This is a genomic window from Photobacterium nomapromontoriensis (genome assembly GCF_050336815.1).
Taxonomy (GTDB): domain Bacteria; phylum Pseudomonadota; class Gammaproteobacteria; order Enterobacterales; family Vibrionaceae; genus Photobacterium; species Photobacterium nomapromontoriensis.
In genome coordinates, this window is the sequence record NZ_JAKJSL010000063.1 from 16,553 (window position 1) to 34,461 (window position 17,909).

Here is a 17,909-nt window from a genome sequence, read left to right on the forward strand (position 1 = left end):
TAAACGGCTGCTTAGCAGATGGCAATGACTAAGGTAGATTATTTAGGAATAACCTATTTCTACGATGGTAAATGTATTCCTAAACTGCCTATCAGATGATAATACGCTGTGACGCTAATTAATCCCATCCCGATGACTAAGAGAATACGGTATTTAAATCCATGCCGGTGGTATTTTTCTCTATCTTTATGTGTTGTCACGTCGATCATTTCATCACCAAAGTAGACAGACATAAAAGTCCCTAATGCACTCACGGCCAAAATACTCCAGTAAGGAATGGGTTGGGTGAGGATGTGATGCAGTAACCTTGTAAGAAAGGTCAATTGGTAGGTGTGCGCTGAAAAGAGTAAAAAATAGATATTGAATCCAATGGCTATAAACCAAAGGCTGACTTGCGTGACCGCCATCCGGATTCCGAACAGTAACCGGACTGGAAATGCGATTAAAAAACCGCCATCAGCAACAGGGGTACAGAGGACAAAAAAGCTCCACGTTAATAGCATTAAGCCAAAACCTGTGGCTGCATTGTATTTCCAGCTCATGTACACGAAGTAGGCCAGAAGAATGGTGGCCAGGCCTATGAACTTTAAGATCGTTTCTTTATGTGTCTCGTTTCGTGGGTCACATTGTTTATGTATATTTTCAAACATAAAACATCATTCCAGCTTGCGCGGGAAAAACAATGTAATGTATTGTTTTTAGGGCGATTTTAGGTGGTGATAAGTGTGCTTTCCTCTGCAAATAGATGAAGAAATAACACATGACTTGTTTGGTAACGTTTAAATCATAACTCAAATTTAGAGAGTTAGCTTTCGTATAGGGTGATCGTCTTTGGAAACACACATTGCATATTGGTATGTATACTCAAGCAACCTCAGAAGCTCGTTTCAGTGAGAATGTCTTGGCCTGCTAAACAGTTAGCAGGCCAGCTAATAGGTGGCGGTTCGTTGATTAGTGTTCGATGATCACATCAGAGCAATCAACACGAAGGCGCTTACCATATACCCCTTCAGGCAGGCGTTTTCCGCAGCTTATTACCATGCATACTTCTGCTTCTTTAGGTAAATTTAGCAGTTGTTTAATTGGCTCTTCTTCGAAACCTTCCATAGGGCATGTATCGTAACCGGCTTCTGCCATGGCATACATAAACGTCATCGCAGCAAGGGCGGCACTCTTATTCAGGATCACTCGAACATCTTGTTCGCGAAGGGCGTTACCTGCATCATCTGCAAGTCCTTTATATTCGATCAAGCCTCGTCCGGCATATAAATGAGGCATATCTTTCTCATAGTAGTCATAAACATGCTGAGGTACATTGGGCTTTCCTTCAAAAGCTTTTCGAATAACAGCTGCATTCATATCTGCACGTTGTTGCCATTTATGAGGCGTGGTAACAAAGGCAATCAATTCATTGGCGGTTTTAGCTGCATTTTGACCCAGGCAGCATTGCTTCATCTCAACCAGTTTATTGTCATCTATAACGCGATGAAATTCCCACAACTGCATGTTTGAGCTGTTTGGCGCGAGGGTCGCCATTTCTAAGCATTTACGGACGATACTGTGATCAAAAGGGAAGGATTGATCATATTTTCTTACAGCACGACGGTAATTGACGATCTCTTCGAAACGTTTCATATCTATTCCATTATCAAATTGAATTTAACCAGTGGAAGGAATTTATCATTTTGAATGCGTCAAAATGAAATGATTTAATTTGTTTCATTTTTGAAACATCAAACAGGTATGAGTTATTCAAAATGACCAAAATTCATATTCCACAAGGGGATTTTTCAAAGAAGATCACATTTTTATTCTTCATCAAAGTGCGCAAAATGAAAATGTGGGTATTGAGTCAAATATTAATTACTCAAATTGATATATTCCTAAAAATAATTTTTGATTTGAATATTATGCATTCCATCCGGTGAGTGTTTATCAATTGAAGGAATGTTTGATATGAAAAGTGATGCAAATATCCCAGCCAGAGGGTGGGGAATAGTATGGATAGCTTGGTTAGCTTTTATGGTCGCTAACCTCTCTAATTTTGCATTTGGCGTAATTTTGCCAGATATGAGAAATGATATTGGATTTGACCTTGAAGTGGCGGGTTGGTTAAGTGCAATTGCATGGGTAGGTAAGGGATTATTAACTATCCCCATTATTTGCTTCATCAGTAAGGGAAAGCCGAAGCATGTTTTATTAGCCATTTTTGTGTTACTTGGTATCGGTATGATACTGCAGAGTGTTGCTACTAATGTCACCATGTTGTTCATTGGCCGCTTGTTTGTTATGGGGGTGGCCGCTGGGATTGTTTCAGTACTGGTGGTATTTAAAATACAGTGGATCCCAAAGGATAAAATGGGATCAATTAACGGTATAGAAATGTTCACCGGTCCTGCAGGTCAAATGCTGGGTACGGCGGCTTTTCCCATGTTCTTAGCCATGATGTCGGGCTGGCGTGAAGTGATGTTGGTAATGGGGGTGTTTGCTTTAATACTGGCCGTAGCATGGATGTTCGTTGCGAAGGATAAAGCAGAATCCACTGATGCTACATATGAAAAAGTACCAGTATTACAGCCGCTTAAAGAGGCTTTGACATATAAGAATACCTGGATTTTAGCCATTGCCTGGCCAATGACGTCCCTGACTTGGATTGCGGTTTACACCTTTTGGCCGACTTATGCGGTGGAAAGCTTATCTCTCTCCATCGCAGAAGCGGGAATGGTACTCGGGTTTTTACCTATTGGTTCGGCAATCGCATGTTTAGTGTCTCCGGTACTGGCTCAGAAATGGGGTTATGACAAACCATTGATTGTTGCTTCTGGTGTTGTTTTACCGTTTGCTTATTACAGTTTGATGCTTACTGCCAGTGTACCACTGCTTGCGACGGCAACGTTTATTGCTGGCTATGCGGCCTATAACTTTGTTCCTCTCGCTTTTACCACATTATATAAAACAGATATGTCGCCACGGGCAGTATCGATGGGAACCGGTTTTATATTCTCGCTAGTTGGGTTAGGTGGCGCAGTAGGTGGTGCTCTAACAGGTTGGATGGGTACGCAATATGGTCTGGAAACGGCTTTATCGCTAACGTGTATTACGCCTATCTTCTTTGCCGTGTTTACATTATTCCTGACAGAGACAGGATGGAAAGCAGAACAAAAGAAAAATAACGTCAAGTTGGAACAAGAATACAGTTAATAACAATAATTAAATACAATAAATTTATAAATAGGTGTGATATGAACTTCTTGTTAAATAAAGAACAACAGGCCATTTTTGAAAAAGCAAAATCTTATAGTCTTGAATGCCTCGCTCCTGTTGCGGTTGAATTAGAATCTGATCCTGAATTATTAAAAGCAAAAATGAAAGAGATCGCAGAACAAGGTTTCTACGGTTTGGGTATACCCAAAGACATGGGTGGTCAGGGATATAACTATCTTCAGATGGCCTTAGTATACGAAGGTTTGGCACACGGTAGCGGCATTATGTCTTTCCTTCTTCAATTACAAAATAATATCAACATGGAAATTGCCACATTCTATGACGATACCGATCCCGAAATTTTGAGTGTAGTGCCTGACTTGGCCAATGGCACTAAAACAACCGCGTTTGCGCTGACTGAAAGTGCGTCAGGTTGCGATCCATCAGCCACTAATGCGTATGCGGAGTTACAGGGTGATTTTTACCATATTCAAGGTAAAAAAGATTGGATCACAAATGCTCAGGATGCGGACTATTTCAACGTTATGGTGAAAGACGGTAAAGATAGCAAGAACATGATCATGCTATTTGTCCCGAAAGAAACCGCCGGATTGAAATACCTGGAAAACCGTGAGCGTTTGATTGGCAACGGTATCATTGTCGGTAGCCTTGAGTTTGATAACTGTATGGTACCAAAGAAAAATCTACTGTCAGCAGATGGCTTTAAAGAAGCGTTAAAAGCCATTGATGTCGCGCGAGTGTTCACGCCAGCTATAGCAATTGGTGTGGCACAGCATGCTGTTGACTCAGTGAGTCAGTACTTAGGTACCCGTGAATCATTCGGTAAGCCTATTTTGACTAACCAAGGGGTACAGTGGCAAATCGCTGAAATGACGACCAAGATCGAAGCTGCTCGCTGCCTGCTTTATAAAACCGCGGCGGTGATGGACAGCGGAGAGCCTGTTGCCTTTACTGCTGCAATGAACAAGTTATTTGCAACTGATGTTGCAATGGAAGTGACCGTCCAGTGTGCCCAGTTATTTGGCGCTGAAGGTTTCATGAAAAACTCACCGATTAGCCAGGCGATTGCTGTCGCGAAGATGTTGCAGATAGTCGATGGCACCACGGAAATTCAAAAAATTGTTGTAGGTCGAGCCATTGCTCGTCAATACCTACCTCGCACTAAATAATTGATAAAATCATTAAAGAATAAAGGATTGAAAAAATGACTACTAATAATAAAGTGATGGATGTAAAAGACGCAATTAACCTAATTAAGACAGGCGACTGTGTTGCAATTAATGGCTTTGGTTCTTTGTGTTTCCCTGAGAAAGTGGCAATTGCATTAGGCCAGAAATTCCTTGATGAAGGTACTCCACGTGATTTAAGTTATTATTTTGGTGCGGGTTTGGGTGAATCTCAAGAAGGCCGTTTAATTGATGCTATTTCACATGAAGGCATGGTACGTAAAGTTGTTGCCTCTCACTTTATTAAAATGCTGGGCCTTAAAAAGCTAGCATCTGAAAATAAGATTGAAGCTTATAACCTACCTTACGGCCCAATTAGCCACTCTTTCCGTGCAGCGGCTGCAAACCAGCCAGGTGTGCTGACCAAAGTGGGTCTGAAAACCTTTGTTGACCCACGTAACAGCCGTGGTGCATTGAATGAGTGCTCAAAAGATACTTTAGCCGAATTAATGGAAATTGGTGGCGAAGAGTATCTATTCTATAAAGCTCCCAAAGTGGATGTGGCAATTATTCGTGGTACGACGGTGGATAAAAACGGCAATGTTTCATTTGAGCATGAAGCCTTCTATCTCGACCCGTACAATACAGCTATGGCAGCTAAAGCGAATGGCGGTAAGGTTATTGTTCAGGTTGAGCGTATGTCTGATGAGGCGTCTAACCCACGCACGGTCAAACTGCCTGCGGCTATCATTGATGCCATTGTGGTTGATTCAGAGCAAATGCAGACCATGATTGAGAAATACGAACCTGCTTACACTGGTGAATTTACCATGCCACGTTCAGACTTTAAGAAAAAGTTTGAGACAATTGCAGAGCTGACCTCCGGTAGCGGCAAGAAGCCACGTGAACTTCTGCACAAGATCATTGCACGTCGTGCGGCGCTGGAGCTAAAAGACGGTGCAGTGGTGAACCTTGGTATCGGTGTACCAGAGTTGGTGCCAGAAGCCGCGCGTGAGTTGGGCGTGTCAGATAACATGTGTCTGACGATTGAAGCAGGTTTGATTGGCGGCACCCCTGTTGGTGGCCTGAGCTTTGGTGCGGTTATTAACCCTGAAATGTGCCAAGAAACAGCAAGCCAGTTCGATTTCTATGATGGCGGTATGCTTGATATTACCTTCGTAGGTGCGATGCAGGTTGATGGTGCAGGTAACGTGAACGTTAGCCGTGCAGGCGACAAGATCATCGGTGTTGGTGGCTTCGTTAACCTAACCCAAAGTGCGAAAAAAGCCGTGTTCTGTTTCCCATTCTCTGGCGGTGGTTTAAAGACCGAGATTGCAGATAACAAGCTAACCATTATCGAAGAAGGCCGTTATCCGAAGTTTGTGTCGGCGGTTGATGAAATCTCTGCAAGTGGTGAGTTTGCGTCAGAGTCTGGCCAAACCACACTCTATATCACTGAGCGCTGTGTGTTTGAGCTGACGCGTGATGGCATGATGCTGACTGAAGTTGCACCGGGTGTGGATGTGAAAAAAGATATTCTTGAACAACTACCATTTACCCCAATTATGTCACCAGTACTAAAAGAAATGGATGCACGTTTCTTCCAAGAAGAGCTGTAATCAACAGACGGCTAAGCGGGATTGTCCTGCTTAGCCATCAATGGTGAATATTATGAGACAGGATAGCTGTTATTTAGTCGCCAAAGACATCTTCATTTGTCACCTCGGAATGAGTGATCGCGACGCAGACGAGAGAATCACTGAAATATTCGAACCGACAGATAACGATTCATTTAACTCTAAATTATTACTTAAACATAAAAAAATCACTCTTCCCAATATTAAGTAGGTATAAACGTGGCTGAATTAATTATTAATAGTAAAGAATCGTGGGTTAATGATTCTATCGATGGAACGCTTTACACCAATAAAAGAAACAATTTAGTAAAGCTAGATTTTAATAATGACATTAAAGTGATTGCACGTAGTGATTGGAAAAAAGACAAAGTCGCTATTATTTGTGGTGGTGGTTCCGGTCACGAGCCTGCACATGCAGGTTTTGTTGGTAAAGGTATGTTAACCGCTGCTGTGTGTGGTGATTTATTTGCTGCACCAAGTGTTGATGCGGTATTAAACGCCATTATTCATGTCACGGGTGACAGTGGTTGTTTAGTCGTGATCAAGAACTATACCGGTGACCGCCTTAATTTTGGTTTAGCGTGTGAGAAAGCCAAAGAAATGGGCTACAACGTTGAACTGGTTATCGTCAACGATGACATCTCCATCCCTAATAATCCCAAGCCTCGCGGTATTGCCGGGACATTGTTTGTTCATAAAGTGGCGGGCCATTATGCAGAGCAAGGTGCCACATTAGAGCAAGTGAAACAAGCCGCTCAGCGTACCATCGACGCAACAGCCAGTATCGGTATTGCATTAACGAGTTGTTCGCTACCAGGGGATACCAGTGAAGGCCGTATCGCAAAAGGCAAAGCTGAGCTTGGTTTAGGTATTCACGGTGAACCCGGTATCGAAACGATTGAAGCGGGTCAGTGTAAACATCTTGTCAGCTTAATGGCAGATAAGCTGCTATCCGCTCACTCGAGCAAGCAGCATGCAGTACTGATCAATAACCTTGGTGGTTTATCGCCGATTGAGATGAATGTTGTGGCCAAAGAAGTGATTGAATCATCGCTAGGCGAGCATGCTGAATTGTTGATTGGCCCTGCTTCATTGATGACAGCCATTGATATGAAAGGTTTCTCATTGTCATTGCTAGAGCTGGACGAGTCAAATCGAGAGGCGCTGCTATCTGATACGGATGTTGAGTCATGGCCTGCTGCTATTGAAAAGCGTGCATGTCCAGTGATTACGTGTGAAAACCGTTCAGTGAAAATTGCTTATCAGCCATCTCATGATGAAGAAACGGCGACTGTTGTTCGTACCGTTTGTCAGGCCATTATTGGTATTGAAACTGAGTTAAACCGTCTTGATGCCATTGTTGGTGATGGCGATACCGGATCAACTTTTGCGTCAGGTGCACGCAAAGTACTGAGTGAACTTGAAGCGAATAATTTGCCGTTAGCTGAGCCCGCTACACTACTCAACGTTGTTGGTGAAAAACTCACTAGCGTAATGGGTGGCTCGTCAGGTGTGCTGCTGTCTATCTTCTTCACCGCAGCTGGCCGACACTTATCTGAACATGGTGCATTGGTTGATGCATTCCAAATGGGGCTTAATCGAATGATGGCTTACGGCGGTGCTAAACCGGGTGATCGTACCATGATTGATGCCCTGCATCCGGCGTTTGAAGCGTGGAAACAGCATGGTTTTGACGCGGCAATTATTGCTGCAAAAGAGGGCGCAGATAGCACGGCCACCATGAGTAAAGCCAATGCCGGTCGTTCATCTTACCTAAATAGTGACAGCTTAAATGGCACCAAAGATCCGGGCTCATTCGCTGTTGAATACGTTTTTGAATCACTGAAGAAGTAAGGAAATAACATGGATAAGATTATCATTTCACCAAGTAAATATGTTCAAGGTGAAGGCGCACTCAAGAATATTGGTCAGTATGTGTCTACCTTTGGTAGTCAGCCATTTGCTATTGCCGATAACTTCGTGATGGGCTTAGTGAAAGAAACGGTTGAGCATAGTTTTCAGTCACAAGAACTGAAGGTTAACTTCGATACCTTTAACGGCGAGTGTTCACGTCAGGAAATCGAGCGTTTGCTGGATAAAAGTGGATCAGTGATGGCTGATGTGATCATCGGTATTGGTGGCGGTAAGACATTGGATACAGCCAAAGCGATCGGTTACTACGCAAAGTTACCCGTGGTTGTGGTACCAACGATAGCGTCTACTGATGCACCGACCAGCGCCCTTGCTGTTATTTACACCCCAGAAGGTGAGTTCAGTGAATACCTGATGTTCCCTTCAAACCCCAATATGGTGATCATGGATACCAAGATCATCGCCTCAGCGCCAACTCGTCTGCTGGTGGCGGGTATGGGCGATGCGTTGTCGACATGGTTTGAAGCCCGTGCCAATGCGCGATCTAATAAGACAACAATGGCGGGCGGGGCACCAACCCGTTCTGCACAAGCATTGGCAAAACTGTGTTATGAAACGCTATTGAGTGATGGCGTAAAAGCTAAAGTTGCGGTTGAAAATGGCGTATCAACCAAAGCGGTAGAAAATATCATTGAAGCCAATACGTATCTTAGTGGTATTGGTTTTGAAAGTAGTGGTCTGGCAGGTGCACACGCTATTCACAATGGCCTGACGAAACTTGAAGAGTGTCACCACTTACTTCATGGTGAAAAAGTAGCATTTGGTACACTGGTACAGCTTGTGCTAGAAAATGCAGATTATGAGGAAATCCAGCAAGTTCTTGGTTTCTGCCGTAGTGTGGGTCTGCCAACCAATCTTCATCAGATGGGAGTCGAAACAATCAATAACGACAAGTTGATGGAAGTGGCACAAGCGGCTTGTGCTGAAGGTGAGACGATCCATAATATGCCATTTGAAGTGACCGCTCAGGCTGTATTTTCAGCCATGCTAACCGCTCACCATCTTGGATTATAAATATTTTTATAATTAAAGATAAATAATAAAAATCGGCTCAATAAAATGAGCCGATTTTTTAGCTAGTGGTCAATAGTAATTAATATATCAGTGTGACATCTCAAAATTAGGATAAATAAATAATATTTCTATCGCATAGAGATAAAATAAGTTGTTCTATTTATGAGTAGTGAAGATGAGTCATTCAGGCGAAAGATATAAAAAGTGGTTATTGCATACCAAGACACAGTGGCCACAACGTGATAATTATACCGATAAATTGCTCCAGTCATGGTTAGGCGATCGTGATTTAAATGCATTTCATTGGGATAAACCTGAAAGTGTTAGCGACGCTGTACTTAACGACAAATTCGCCATAAATAGAAACTACATTGATTATATTGCCAGCTCAAACTTGATCGAGGCGACGGGAGGGCAAGTTTGCGTTTTTTTGTTAGATGCGCAAGGGGTGGTGTTATATCAGTCATCGACATCACAAATGGCAAAGGCACAGGCAGAACTGGGTATTCATCAGGGCTCAGTTTTATCAAAAATGACGGTTGGTACAACGGCTTATTCACTGGCGAGTGAATCCAATCAGGTCGAGCATATTGCAACTTATGAGTCATATTTAAAGGATCTACATGCTTTTCATATGATCTGTGCTCCCGTGAGTAATGATCAGCGTGAGCTGTTTTTGATGGTGTGGCTCGATACCGATGATGAAGCAATAATTTCTCGTACTGAACGGTTAGTGAGTAAAGTGGTCAAACAGCCATCGCTGAATTTAAAGCAAATCCAATTACTTACCGCAGTACTGGATAACTGTGATTCAATGATCTTTGTTTTTGATTGCGATGGCCAGGTAATACTCAAAAATGATAAGGCCAGAATGCATTCCAATACAGAGGGTGTGATAGCTAATGGTCGATTGCTCTTTAATTTTGAAGCTCTATTTCATTCGTCCTCTGCAACATCCAAAATCATTGAGAAGCAGATCCAAGATAAACAGTACAAGCTAAATATTGACAGCCATCAGTTGGGGCAGGAATTGATTGTTTACACGACATTGAGCTGTGAGCAAATGGTTAGTGATGAATGGAAGCACGAGCTTGTCGGAGAATCCATTAACAAAGACAGCTATCTTGATAAAGTCATTAAGCAGCGCCAAAAAACAGGATTACGGTTATTTATTACCGGAGAGGTTGGAACCGGTATTCGTTACATTGTGCACTATCTATCGAAGCATCTAGCACAAAAAAAACGGGTCCATATGGATTGTTTAGCGGGATTTTCAACCAGTGATGTTAATGATATCGCGAAAACAAAATTTATCGATATATTACATAAAGCCAACAATCATATATTAAATATTGAAAATATTGAATATTTATCCCATGAGCTACAGGTGGTCTTATTAAAAGTACTGTCATCTGGCATGATCAGCACCATAGATAATCAAACTGTCCCTGCTAATATCGATTTTATATGCTCGTCATCTGATAACCTGTGGCAAACAACAAGAACGAATCGATTATTATATCTGATGCTATCAATCAGCCATATAAGCTTAAAGCCAATTGGCAATGATGCAGAAAAACTGAATGAATTGATTTATAAAATTATATCGAAAATTAACAGGCGAGAGAATCGTGCACTGATTATTACCGATCAGGCTAAAACGGTTCTTCTTTCATACACATGGCCTGGAAATTATTTAGAAGTATTCCAAATTATTGAAAATGCTTGTCTTAAATGCCATGACGATACGATTACGGAACATGATATTCCACTGCGTATGAATGCTAAATTGAAAAATAATGGTATGAATGACGTTAAAGAGGCCGAACGAAATGCAATTATCAGTGCTTGGCAGCAGCATAGAGGGAAATTGGCGATGGTGTCGAATGAATTAGGGTTAAGCAGAACCACGCTATGGCGGAAGATGAAAAAACTCAATTTAGATAAAAACAGCTTATCGCTAGATAAGCATTAAGAGGTCAGTCATGAATACTAATATTCTGTCAAGTGTTGAATCACGGGTTGAAAATATAAAATCACCAGAAATGATTAAGGACTTTATTAAAACAATCACCAAAATTAATCATCTGGAGTTGTTTAATCATGGTGTGTTCATTTTTTTTAGCCATGATTTTATCAGCCTTTCTTTGCGTGGCTGTCGAGAAACGAAAGATCAGCTTCAAGCATTAGCAATCAATGTGGGTACGTACTGGTACCGAGAAGAAATGGGCCTGAAAGAACCGAGTGTCATCAGTCGTGGTGGTAAATCGGCAAAACTAACCATCATAAGTGTGCCAGTTAGCCATCCGACAATGGGAATCTTAGGTTATGTGTCCTATTTATGCGATGCTGAGAAAAATGTTATGCAGGCAGGATCGTTATTGACGATTTTAGCTGACTATTTAGGTGAATTAGAATTAAATCGCCGACATCGGATGGAAGATACGGCTAATAATTTATTTATAGAATATCAACAGTCGTGTTTTCTCATGCTGGATAATGAAGGCTTTATTGTTCATGCAAGTAAGGATTTTTACACAAGTTTTAATACGGAATCGGTTGATATTATTAACTATAATTTGTTTGAGTTTTTCATTTTCCCACCAAAAATAAAATGTAAAATCACACAAAACATCCCTGTTATTGAAGAGAATATTGATTTTGATTTTTCGGGTGAAATTAAACATCTTAGTATGACATTTAATGCTATTAATGCAGGCCTTAATATCATAGTTTTCTGCGCGCCGAAGGTGGCCAATAAAAAATCAGTTATCAAATCAGATAACAGGTTATTGCCGACGCTCGAGGCTTTTGAAACGCATTCCCCTCTAATGAGACGGGTGATAAATTCAGCGAAAGAAGCGGTAAAGAACACATCTCCAATCTATATATTGGGTGAGGAAGGGACCGGAAAACGGAGTTTGGCTTTAACGATTCACAATTCCTGTAATACATTTAAAGATGGGCCATTTATTGCCGTAAATCTTCATTCAGTGTCTAAAGCAGATATGTCTGATTTGTTATTAGGCGCAGAGGGAAGTGATGCTGCGAAGTCAAAATTTGAATTAGCAAATGGCGGTACATTGTATATTGAGCGGATTGATTTATTGCCAGGGGTACTGCAGGCAGCACTGACCCACATCATTTTGACCAAGACATTATTTGATATAAACACCAATACATCTATTGATCTGAATTTCCGGTTGATCACTAGTTCGATCAAGCCGTTAGATGATTTGGTACATGAAAGAAAATTTTGTCCGTCACTCTATTTTTACCTGACAGGGGCAACGTTAAGCTTGCCGAGTTTACATGAGCGGGCTGAGGATATCCCTTACCTCATTAATAAAAAACTGAAAACATTAGATGTCTCCCAAGACACGGTTGATCAGACGCTTAGCCAGACATTTCAGGAATATGCTTTAAATCGGACATGGGCTGGAAATATGGCAGAACTGTTCAAATGGGTAGAGCATACTTACTTGAATAAAGACCATCTCTTAATGGAGAGTCAAACAGCCGGGGCCTCTGCGCTTGGTACACCAATACAGACACTGGAAGAACTGGAAAAGCGGGAAATTTCCAATGCGTTAAGTATTTTGAATCGGAAGTATGTCGAAGTGGCAGAACAATTAGGGATCAGCCAATCAACGCTGAGACGGAAAATTGCCAAATATGGTATTTGATCTCTCTAGTAAAGTGATATGCCGTTGAAGTGGGTATATGCTGTTTTGTAACCAAAGTGTATTTTAATTTCATCATTTTAGGGTGGATCTATAGACGAATATATGGGAAGTTTGTGGTCGTGTTGATCTTTGCCCCATTTTTATGGCGGCAATGTGGTATAGAAGGAATACACGGCTGTGGAAAAAATCTCGTTTGTCATTAATTTTTTGTTGGCGCACAAAGTACTATTAAGCGTGTTGGTTATCGCTATCGTGCTGATGATCCGGCGCTTAGCACTGTCACAGATCCGTGGGGATGTTGCATTTATATCAGAGCATCAGCGTAAATGGATGTCTCGAACTAAGAATGGGGCATTCAGCTTGATAGTGATTGCTTTGTTTGTTCTCTGGCAGTCAGAAATCAGTGAATTTGCACTGTCATTGACGGCTATTGCTGTCGCGATTGTGGTGGCGTCGAAAGAAATTATTCTGTGTTTTACCGGGTCGATTCAGCGTGCCAGTGCTCGTTCTTTTCGTATCGGTGATTGGATAGAAGTGGGGGCATTGTGTGGTGAGGTGATTGAACACAACATGATGGCAACGGTGATACAAGAGATTGATCTCCACCATGGGCATTACCATTTCACGGGTAAAACAGCGACTTTGCCAAACAGCATGTTTTTTACCTATCCAGTGAAAAACCTCAATTTCATGAAGCGCTACGTGTATCACAGTTTTTCAATTACGGTCCGGGATTTCGTTAATTTGTTTATTATTGTGCCTGAAATGACCGAACAGATAGAAGGGCATTGTGAAGAATTTATTGAGGTCGCCAGACGTTATAATAGCATGATTGAAAAACATGCTGGCGTCGACTTACCAGGTTCCGAGCCGCATATTCATATTACAACAACCCCAACGGGTGAGCAGCAAGTGCATGTCATGCTCTTTTGCCCTACCGAGATGGCCACTCACCTTGAGCAACTGATCCGTGAGGATTTTATGCAGATTTATCAAGAGACATTTGGCATAAATAATAAGCTGGATGGGCGAACGGCACCTGTTTCATATATGTAACCTGATGATAGGTGTTGCAGCCATCACCGGTTTATGGATTGTCTAATGCATTAATCTCGGTTTGTAAGCGTTCAAAAAACATGCCGGCGTGATAACCATCACAGGTTGCATGGTGGAATTGAACGCTGAGAGGTAATTGTAAACGGCCATTGAGTTCATGGTATTTACCCATGGAAATAAAGGGGATCATGTAGTTCCCATCACCATATACGTTATAGCTAATACCGGTGAAAGATACCCATGGAATAGTCGTTAAGGCAAAGATATTAGCAGGTAAAGGTGCTTGGGGGTAAAGTGAGCGCGTGGCTCGATATCGCTCGTTATTACGTAACATGCTGGAGGTAAATTCTTTCATATTAGCTGAATATGCTGTCATAATATGGGTAAATAGCCCATCTGGCTTTGTGGGTATCGTATACATAGGGTGTAGAACTTGCCAATAACCCAAAACGCCTTCTTGATTCACTTCGGTACGAAAACAGCGGTCGCTGTTTACTACCTTACTGATGCAAAAGGTGAGTAGATGGGAAAATTTAATGGATGTCCGTTGGCTATATATTTTAGCTGCGGTAACATCCAATGATATGGCAATATCAAACGTGCATTTACGTTTACTGGAAAATAATTCAAAGATCTCTTTTCTTGGCCAAGAGTCGTAGTCAATCGGAACAAAAATGCAGTTACCCATTAAAATGCGTCTTTTATCATCCTTGGTGAGATTGTCGTAATCATATAGTATGTATTTATATATTCTGTTCTTTAACTCACAGATTACTCAGCTTATGTGAATCTTGAATGATTATTACCCTCCATAGAGGGTATATTTGAAAAACAGCGTTAGATCGAATGAAGTGGGGCAGGGATTTATCGATGTTGTACTGTGGCGATTATTTTCTCTATTTGTGCTACTACCTGCGTTACTTTTTGGTCATCCATCGCATCAGGATGGGGTTGGCTAAATCGACCGAGATCATTATCGAAATAGAGCCCATTTGCATTATTAAATTCTTCTGATAGTGCTGCTCGACAGAGAATATCCGCACCAATGTGTAAACCTCCCCCTGTGACCCCAAAGGCATTCTTAACCATTTTGCTGCCAAGCATTGACGCTGGATTTACGGCAATAATAGCAGGGCCATGATTACCTAAAGAGATGGCTAAAGCACGACTCCACATTGTAATTGCCAACTTACTTTGAGCATACGCTTCACCGTCTGTCAGTGATTTATTACCCGTTAGTGCATCATAATCAATAGTGGATTGGGCTGCTGAGGAAACATTGATGACCCGTCCACGGTTAGGCATTTGTGAGAGCAGGGCTTTTGTTAGTAGATAGGGTGATATGGTATTAACAACAAAGCGCACATCAAGACCATCTGCGGTGATAGAATGAGGGGTACTGAATATTCCTGCATTATTGATGATAACGTCGAGTCTTGTATGATGCTCGCTAATTGTTTTTGTGAGCATGTCGACATCTGCTAAATTTGATAAGTCAGCAGTATATGTCTCGATTTTTCCTGCTGTCGATATTGACGATAATTGGACTTCAACTGCTGCAAGTTTATCGGAGTTCCTGCCACTTAATAGAAGGTGATGTCCTTGCGCTACCAGTGTTTTTGCCGTTTCAAGTCCGATTCCATCCGTGGCACCCGTGAGTAAAATGGTTTTATGCATTGCTGAACCTCTCATTTATCCTATAGCTTGACGTCTGCTAATTCCATTGTTGATCATAGATGATGATATAGGTGTCAGACACTATAATGTCATTGTATTTTTATCAAATGAGGCGTGAGATAAACGGTTAATACTCCATCAATCTAGCCAACGTTTTGGTTAATTGCCCCCCTTAATGTTATCCTTCTTATCAGTTTTAGCGTGATGTCTGGAAGTGAAATGAATTTTAATCGTATTGTCTGTTTTGACCTCGAAATGTGCTGTTGGAATGATGGCCGAGAGTCAAGAACAGGAGAGATCATTGAGATTGGGGTGGCTGAACTTGATCTGACAAGCGGTGAAATTGTCCGACGAGCGCAGCATTTTGTGAAGCCTGAACATGATGAAGTGTCGCCATTTTGTACAGAATTAACCGGTATTAAACCCGACGTTATTGAAAAAAATGGTAAGCCGCTTGGTGAGATATTAAGGTCGATTGAACAGAAATTTGGTGGTCGCCATAAGATCTATGCCGCGTGGGGGCGAGATGATCTGATATTACGCCATGAATGCAAAGAAAAAGGACTGAAAGTGCCGTTCACTGAGTACCTGAACTTGGCGACGATTTTTAGGTTGCAGCGACATGTTAATAATAAGCGCTGTGGTCAGCGTGCCGCAATGACAATGACCGGTATTGAATGGGAAGGACGCCAGCATTCCGGTTATGATGATGCTTATAATTTGGCACGTTTAGCGAAAACATTATTTCTTTCGGAACAAAAATAGTACGGTTGACGCGGAGGTAAGTGGGCATAGTCTGTTGCCTACTTACGCGCGGTGGTCTTCCCGCTCATAGCCAACAGCTATACTCCCCATTGGTCCATTATTGTACTTATCATATTTGATGTTATTAGATTATATGTTTCATTGGTTGCCGATGGGGATGAAGCATGTTCAGAGCGTGTGAACTCCGTGTTTTCGCGAGCCTGGAGTATTTATAATCAAGACCTTTCGACCTGAAGCTATCGTTACGCTTCGCTAGTATGCCGTCACGCTGTGTAGTGGCCAATTTCCTGTGAGTTAGATCACCATTTCTTATCGGGAATGAGTATCATGTATTTCGATTGTTTTTTATGAATTGTCATTTAATAACAATTGGTTACTCGCATAAGTGCGAGATGTTTCTGTTCAAATAAAGTACAAGTACTGTCATGCCGCACGGTTAATGTCTGACAGAAGAGTCCGTATGTCTTATTAGAGATATTTATATCAAAAGTGACGTGTAAGAATAGACGTTAGATGAGAGCTTCATCAAATTATATTCACAATAAGGCCAACCATGTTTTATCTATTTCCTCTTTTGACTGTACTCATATGGTCAGGGAATTCCATTGTCAATAAACTCGCTTTCAGTGTTATAGACCCAGGAGCGATTGCATTTTATCGCTGGTTTTTTGCAATCGCAGTTTTAACTCCCTTTATGCTGCGATCGGTCTGGCGTGCTCGTGCAATGATAAGGCCTTATATCAATAAGCTGTTCTTTTTAGCGTTGCTTGGCATGGTGCTCAATCAGTCATTAGGTTACTTTGCTGCAGCGACAACAACCGCAACAAATATGGCGTTGATTGTCTCGCTGGTTCCTCTGATCAGTATGTTTATGAGTGTCCCTTTGCTTGGTAAGCGAATGCAGGGGATAGCTGTTGTTGGGGCGATCCTATCATTATCAGGATTGGTGCTAATGCTAAGCCATGGTGATATTCGAAATTTGGCATCACAAGGCATTACGCAAGGTGACGGTTTTATTTTGATAGCTGCTTTTGTGTATGCGCTCTACTGTGTGCTGCTGAAGCGTTGGAAAATGCCACTGTCGAATTGGCAGTCGGTTTATATGCAAGGTTTGTTTGCAACGCTAATATTATTGCCGATGTTACTAACCAGTGAGCGTGCGGCAATTACTTCTGAGTCTTTACCGTTGATCCTCTATGCTGCTATCCCTGCATCGGTTATTGCGCCTTGGTGCTGGCTGAAAGGGATTGATATATTAGGGGCTGATCGTACGGCGATGTTTATGAATTTAATGCCGATGATGACGGCCTTGATAGCCAGTGTTTTCCTTGGCGAACAATTAGCCGTATACCACTATATTGGTGGGTTAATGGTTTTGGTTGGTGTAGTCCTAGCACAGCGTAAACCTAAACTAACGATAGCGAATGATCATGGTTTACTGCATGAAGTGAAGCCTTCATTGTAGCCATTATCATAAGTAGACTTAATTTACGGCAACCAATAGGTTGCCGTTTTTTTGTTTGCCCAGCGAAGCTGGCAAACCCGTCAGGTTGCAAGAAACCTGAATCACCCCGACTGAGGGGAAGATAATCCGAATCGCAAGGGCGTTGCTGGCCAACGGCAGGGTCTGAAGGAAGCGATAGGAAGTTAACAGTACACAACGAAAGTGAACCTGATTCGGCAGTCTAGGTGGGTAAGCGTGCAAAATAGCGCAAAGCCCCATACTCAGTCAGACCTATGCTGTGCTTGAG

The 17,909-nt window shown here is 41.9% G+C and carries 14 protein-coding genes; 10 read left to right on the plus strand and 4 right to left on the minus strand.

Features of this window, described 5'->3' with window-relative positions:
• Positions 1-59 precede the first annotated feature (59 nt).
• Positions 60-650 (minus strand): hypothetical protein, encoded by a 591-nt coding sequence (locus L4D12_RS23525; RefSeq protein WP_428450263.1) that lies wholly within the window; start codon positions 648-650, stop codon positions 60-62.
• A gap of 301 nt (positions 651-951) precedes the next feature.
• A complete protein-coding gene (locus tag L4D12_RS23530) occupies positions 952-1,641 on the minus strand; it encodes a nitroreductase family protein (protein ID WP_428450277.1) in 690 nt (229 codons plus the stop codon).
• Between the two features lie 315 nt (positions 1,642-1,956).
• Between L4D12_RS23530 and L4D12_RS23535 the strand changes: the two genes are divergently transcribed.
• The 8 genes from L4D12_RS23535 to L4D12_RS23570 all read left to right on the plus strand — a co-directional run bounded on the left by L4D12_RS23535 (position 1,957) and on the right by L4D12_RS23570 (position 13,716).
• On the plus strand, positions 1,957-3,201 hold the full coding sequence (locus L4D12_RS23535; protein WP_428450264.1) for an MFS transporter: 1,245 nt from the start codon (positions 1,957-1,959) through the stop codon (positions 3,199-3,201).
• A 41-nt stretch (positions 3,202-3,242) separates the two neighbouring features.
• Positions 3,243-4,394, plus strand: a complete 1,152-nt coding sequence (locus tag L4D12_RS23540; protein ID WP_428450265.1) for an acyl-CoA dehydrogenase family protein — start codon at positions 3,243-3,245, stop codon at positions 4,392-4,394.
• Positions 4,395-4,429: 35 nt separating this feature from the next.
• Positions 4,430-6,010 (plus strand): acyl CoA:acetate/3-ketoacid CoA transferase, encoded by a 1,581-nt coding sequence (locus tag L4D12_RS23545; protein WP_428450266.1) that lies wholly within the window; start codon positions 4,430-4,432, stop codon positions 6,008-6,010.
• A gap of 237 nt (positions 6,011-6,247) precedes the next feature.
• Positions 6,248-7,882, plus strand: coding sequence for a dihydroxyacetone kinase subunit DhaK (locus L4D12_RS23550; protein WP_428450267.1), 1,635 nt, complete (start codon positions 6,248-6,250; stop codon positions 7,880-7,882).
• Positions 7,883-7,891: 9 nt separating this feature from the next.
• The gene (locus tag L4D12_RS23555) at positions 7,892-8,974 is read left to right on the plus strand and encodes a glycerol dehydrogenase (protein WP_428450268.1); all 1,083 of its coding nucleotides are present in this window, start codon (positions 7,892-7,894) and stop codon (positions 8,972-8,974) included.
• Between the two features lie 175 nt (positions 8,975-9,149).
• On the plus strand, positions 9,150-10,949 hold the full coding sequence (locus tag L4D12_RS23560; protein ID WP_428450269.1) for an AAA-type ATPase lid domain-containing protein: 1,800 nt from the start codon (positions 9,150-9,152) through the stop codon (positions 10,947-10,949).
• A 10-nt stretch (positions 10,950-10,959) separates the two neighbouring features.
• Positions 10,960-12,660: a sigma 54-interacting transcriptional regulator gene (locus L4D12_RS23565; RefSeq protein WP_428450270.1), complete on the plus strand. Its 1,701-nt coding sequence runs from the start codon at positions 10,960-10,962 to the stop codon at positions 12,658-12,660.
• A 177-nt stretch (positions 12,661-12,837) separates the two neighbouring features.
• Positions 12,838-13,716, plus strand: a complete 879-nt coding sequence (locus L4D12_RS23570; RefSeq protein ID WP_428450271.1) for a mechanosensitive ion channel family protein — start codon at positions 12,838-12,840, stop codon at positions 13,714-13,716.
• A 31-nt stretch (positions 13,717-13,747) separates the two neighbouring features.
• Here L4D12_RS23570 and L4D12_RS23575 read toward each other — a convergent pair whose 3' ends face one another.
• The gene (locus L4D12_RS23575) at positions 13,748-14,404 is read right to left on the minus strand and encodes a CatA-like O-acetyltransferase (protein WP_428450272.1); all 657 of its coding nucleotides are present in this window, start codon (positions 14,402-14,404) and stop codon (positions 13,748-13,750) included.
• A gap of 176 nt (positions 14,405-14,580) precedes the next feature.
• On the minus strand, positions 14,581-15,393 hold the full coding sequence (locus L4D12_RS23580; RefSeq protein ID WP_428450273.1) for an SDR family NAD(P)-dependent oxidoreductase: 813 nt from the start codon (positions 15,391-15,393) through the stop codon (positions 14,581-14,583).
• A 219-nt stretch (positions 15,394-15,612) separates the two neighbouring features.
• On the opposite strand from L4D12_RS23580, the gene L4D12_RS23585 reads away from it, so the two are divergent.
• Both L4D12_RS23585 and L4D12_RS23590 read left to right on the plus strand, forming a co-directional pair.
• Entirely contained in the window at positions 15,613-16,158 is a 546-nt protein-coding gene (locus tag L4D12_RS23585; RefSeq protein WP_428450274.1) for a 3'-5' exonuclease, read from the plus strand.
• A gap of 553 nt (positions 16,159-16,711) precedes the next feature.
• Entirely contained in the window at positions 16,712-17,623 is a 912-nt protein-coding gene (locus L4D12_RS23590; RefSeq protein WP_428450275.1) for a DMT family transporter, read from the plus strand.
• Positions 17,624-17,909 lie beyond the last annotated feature (286 nt).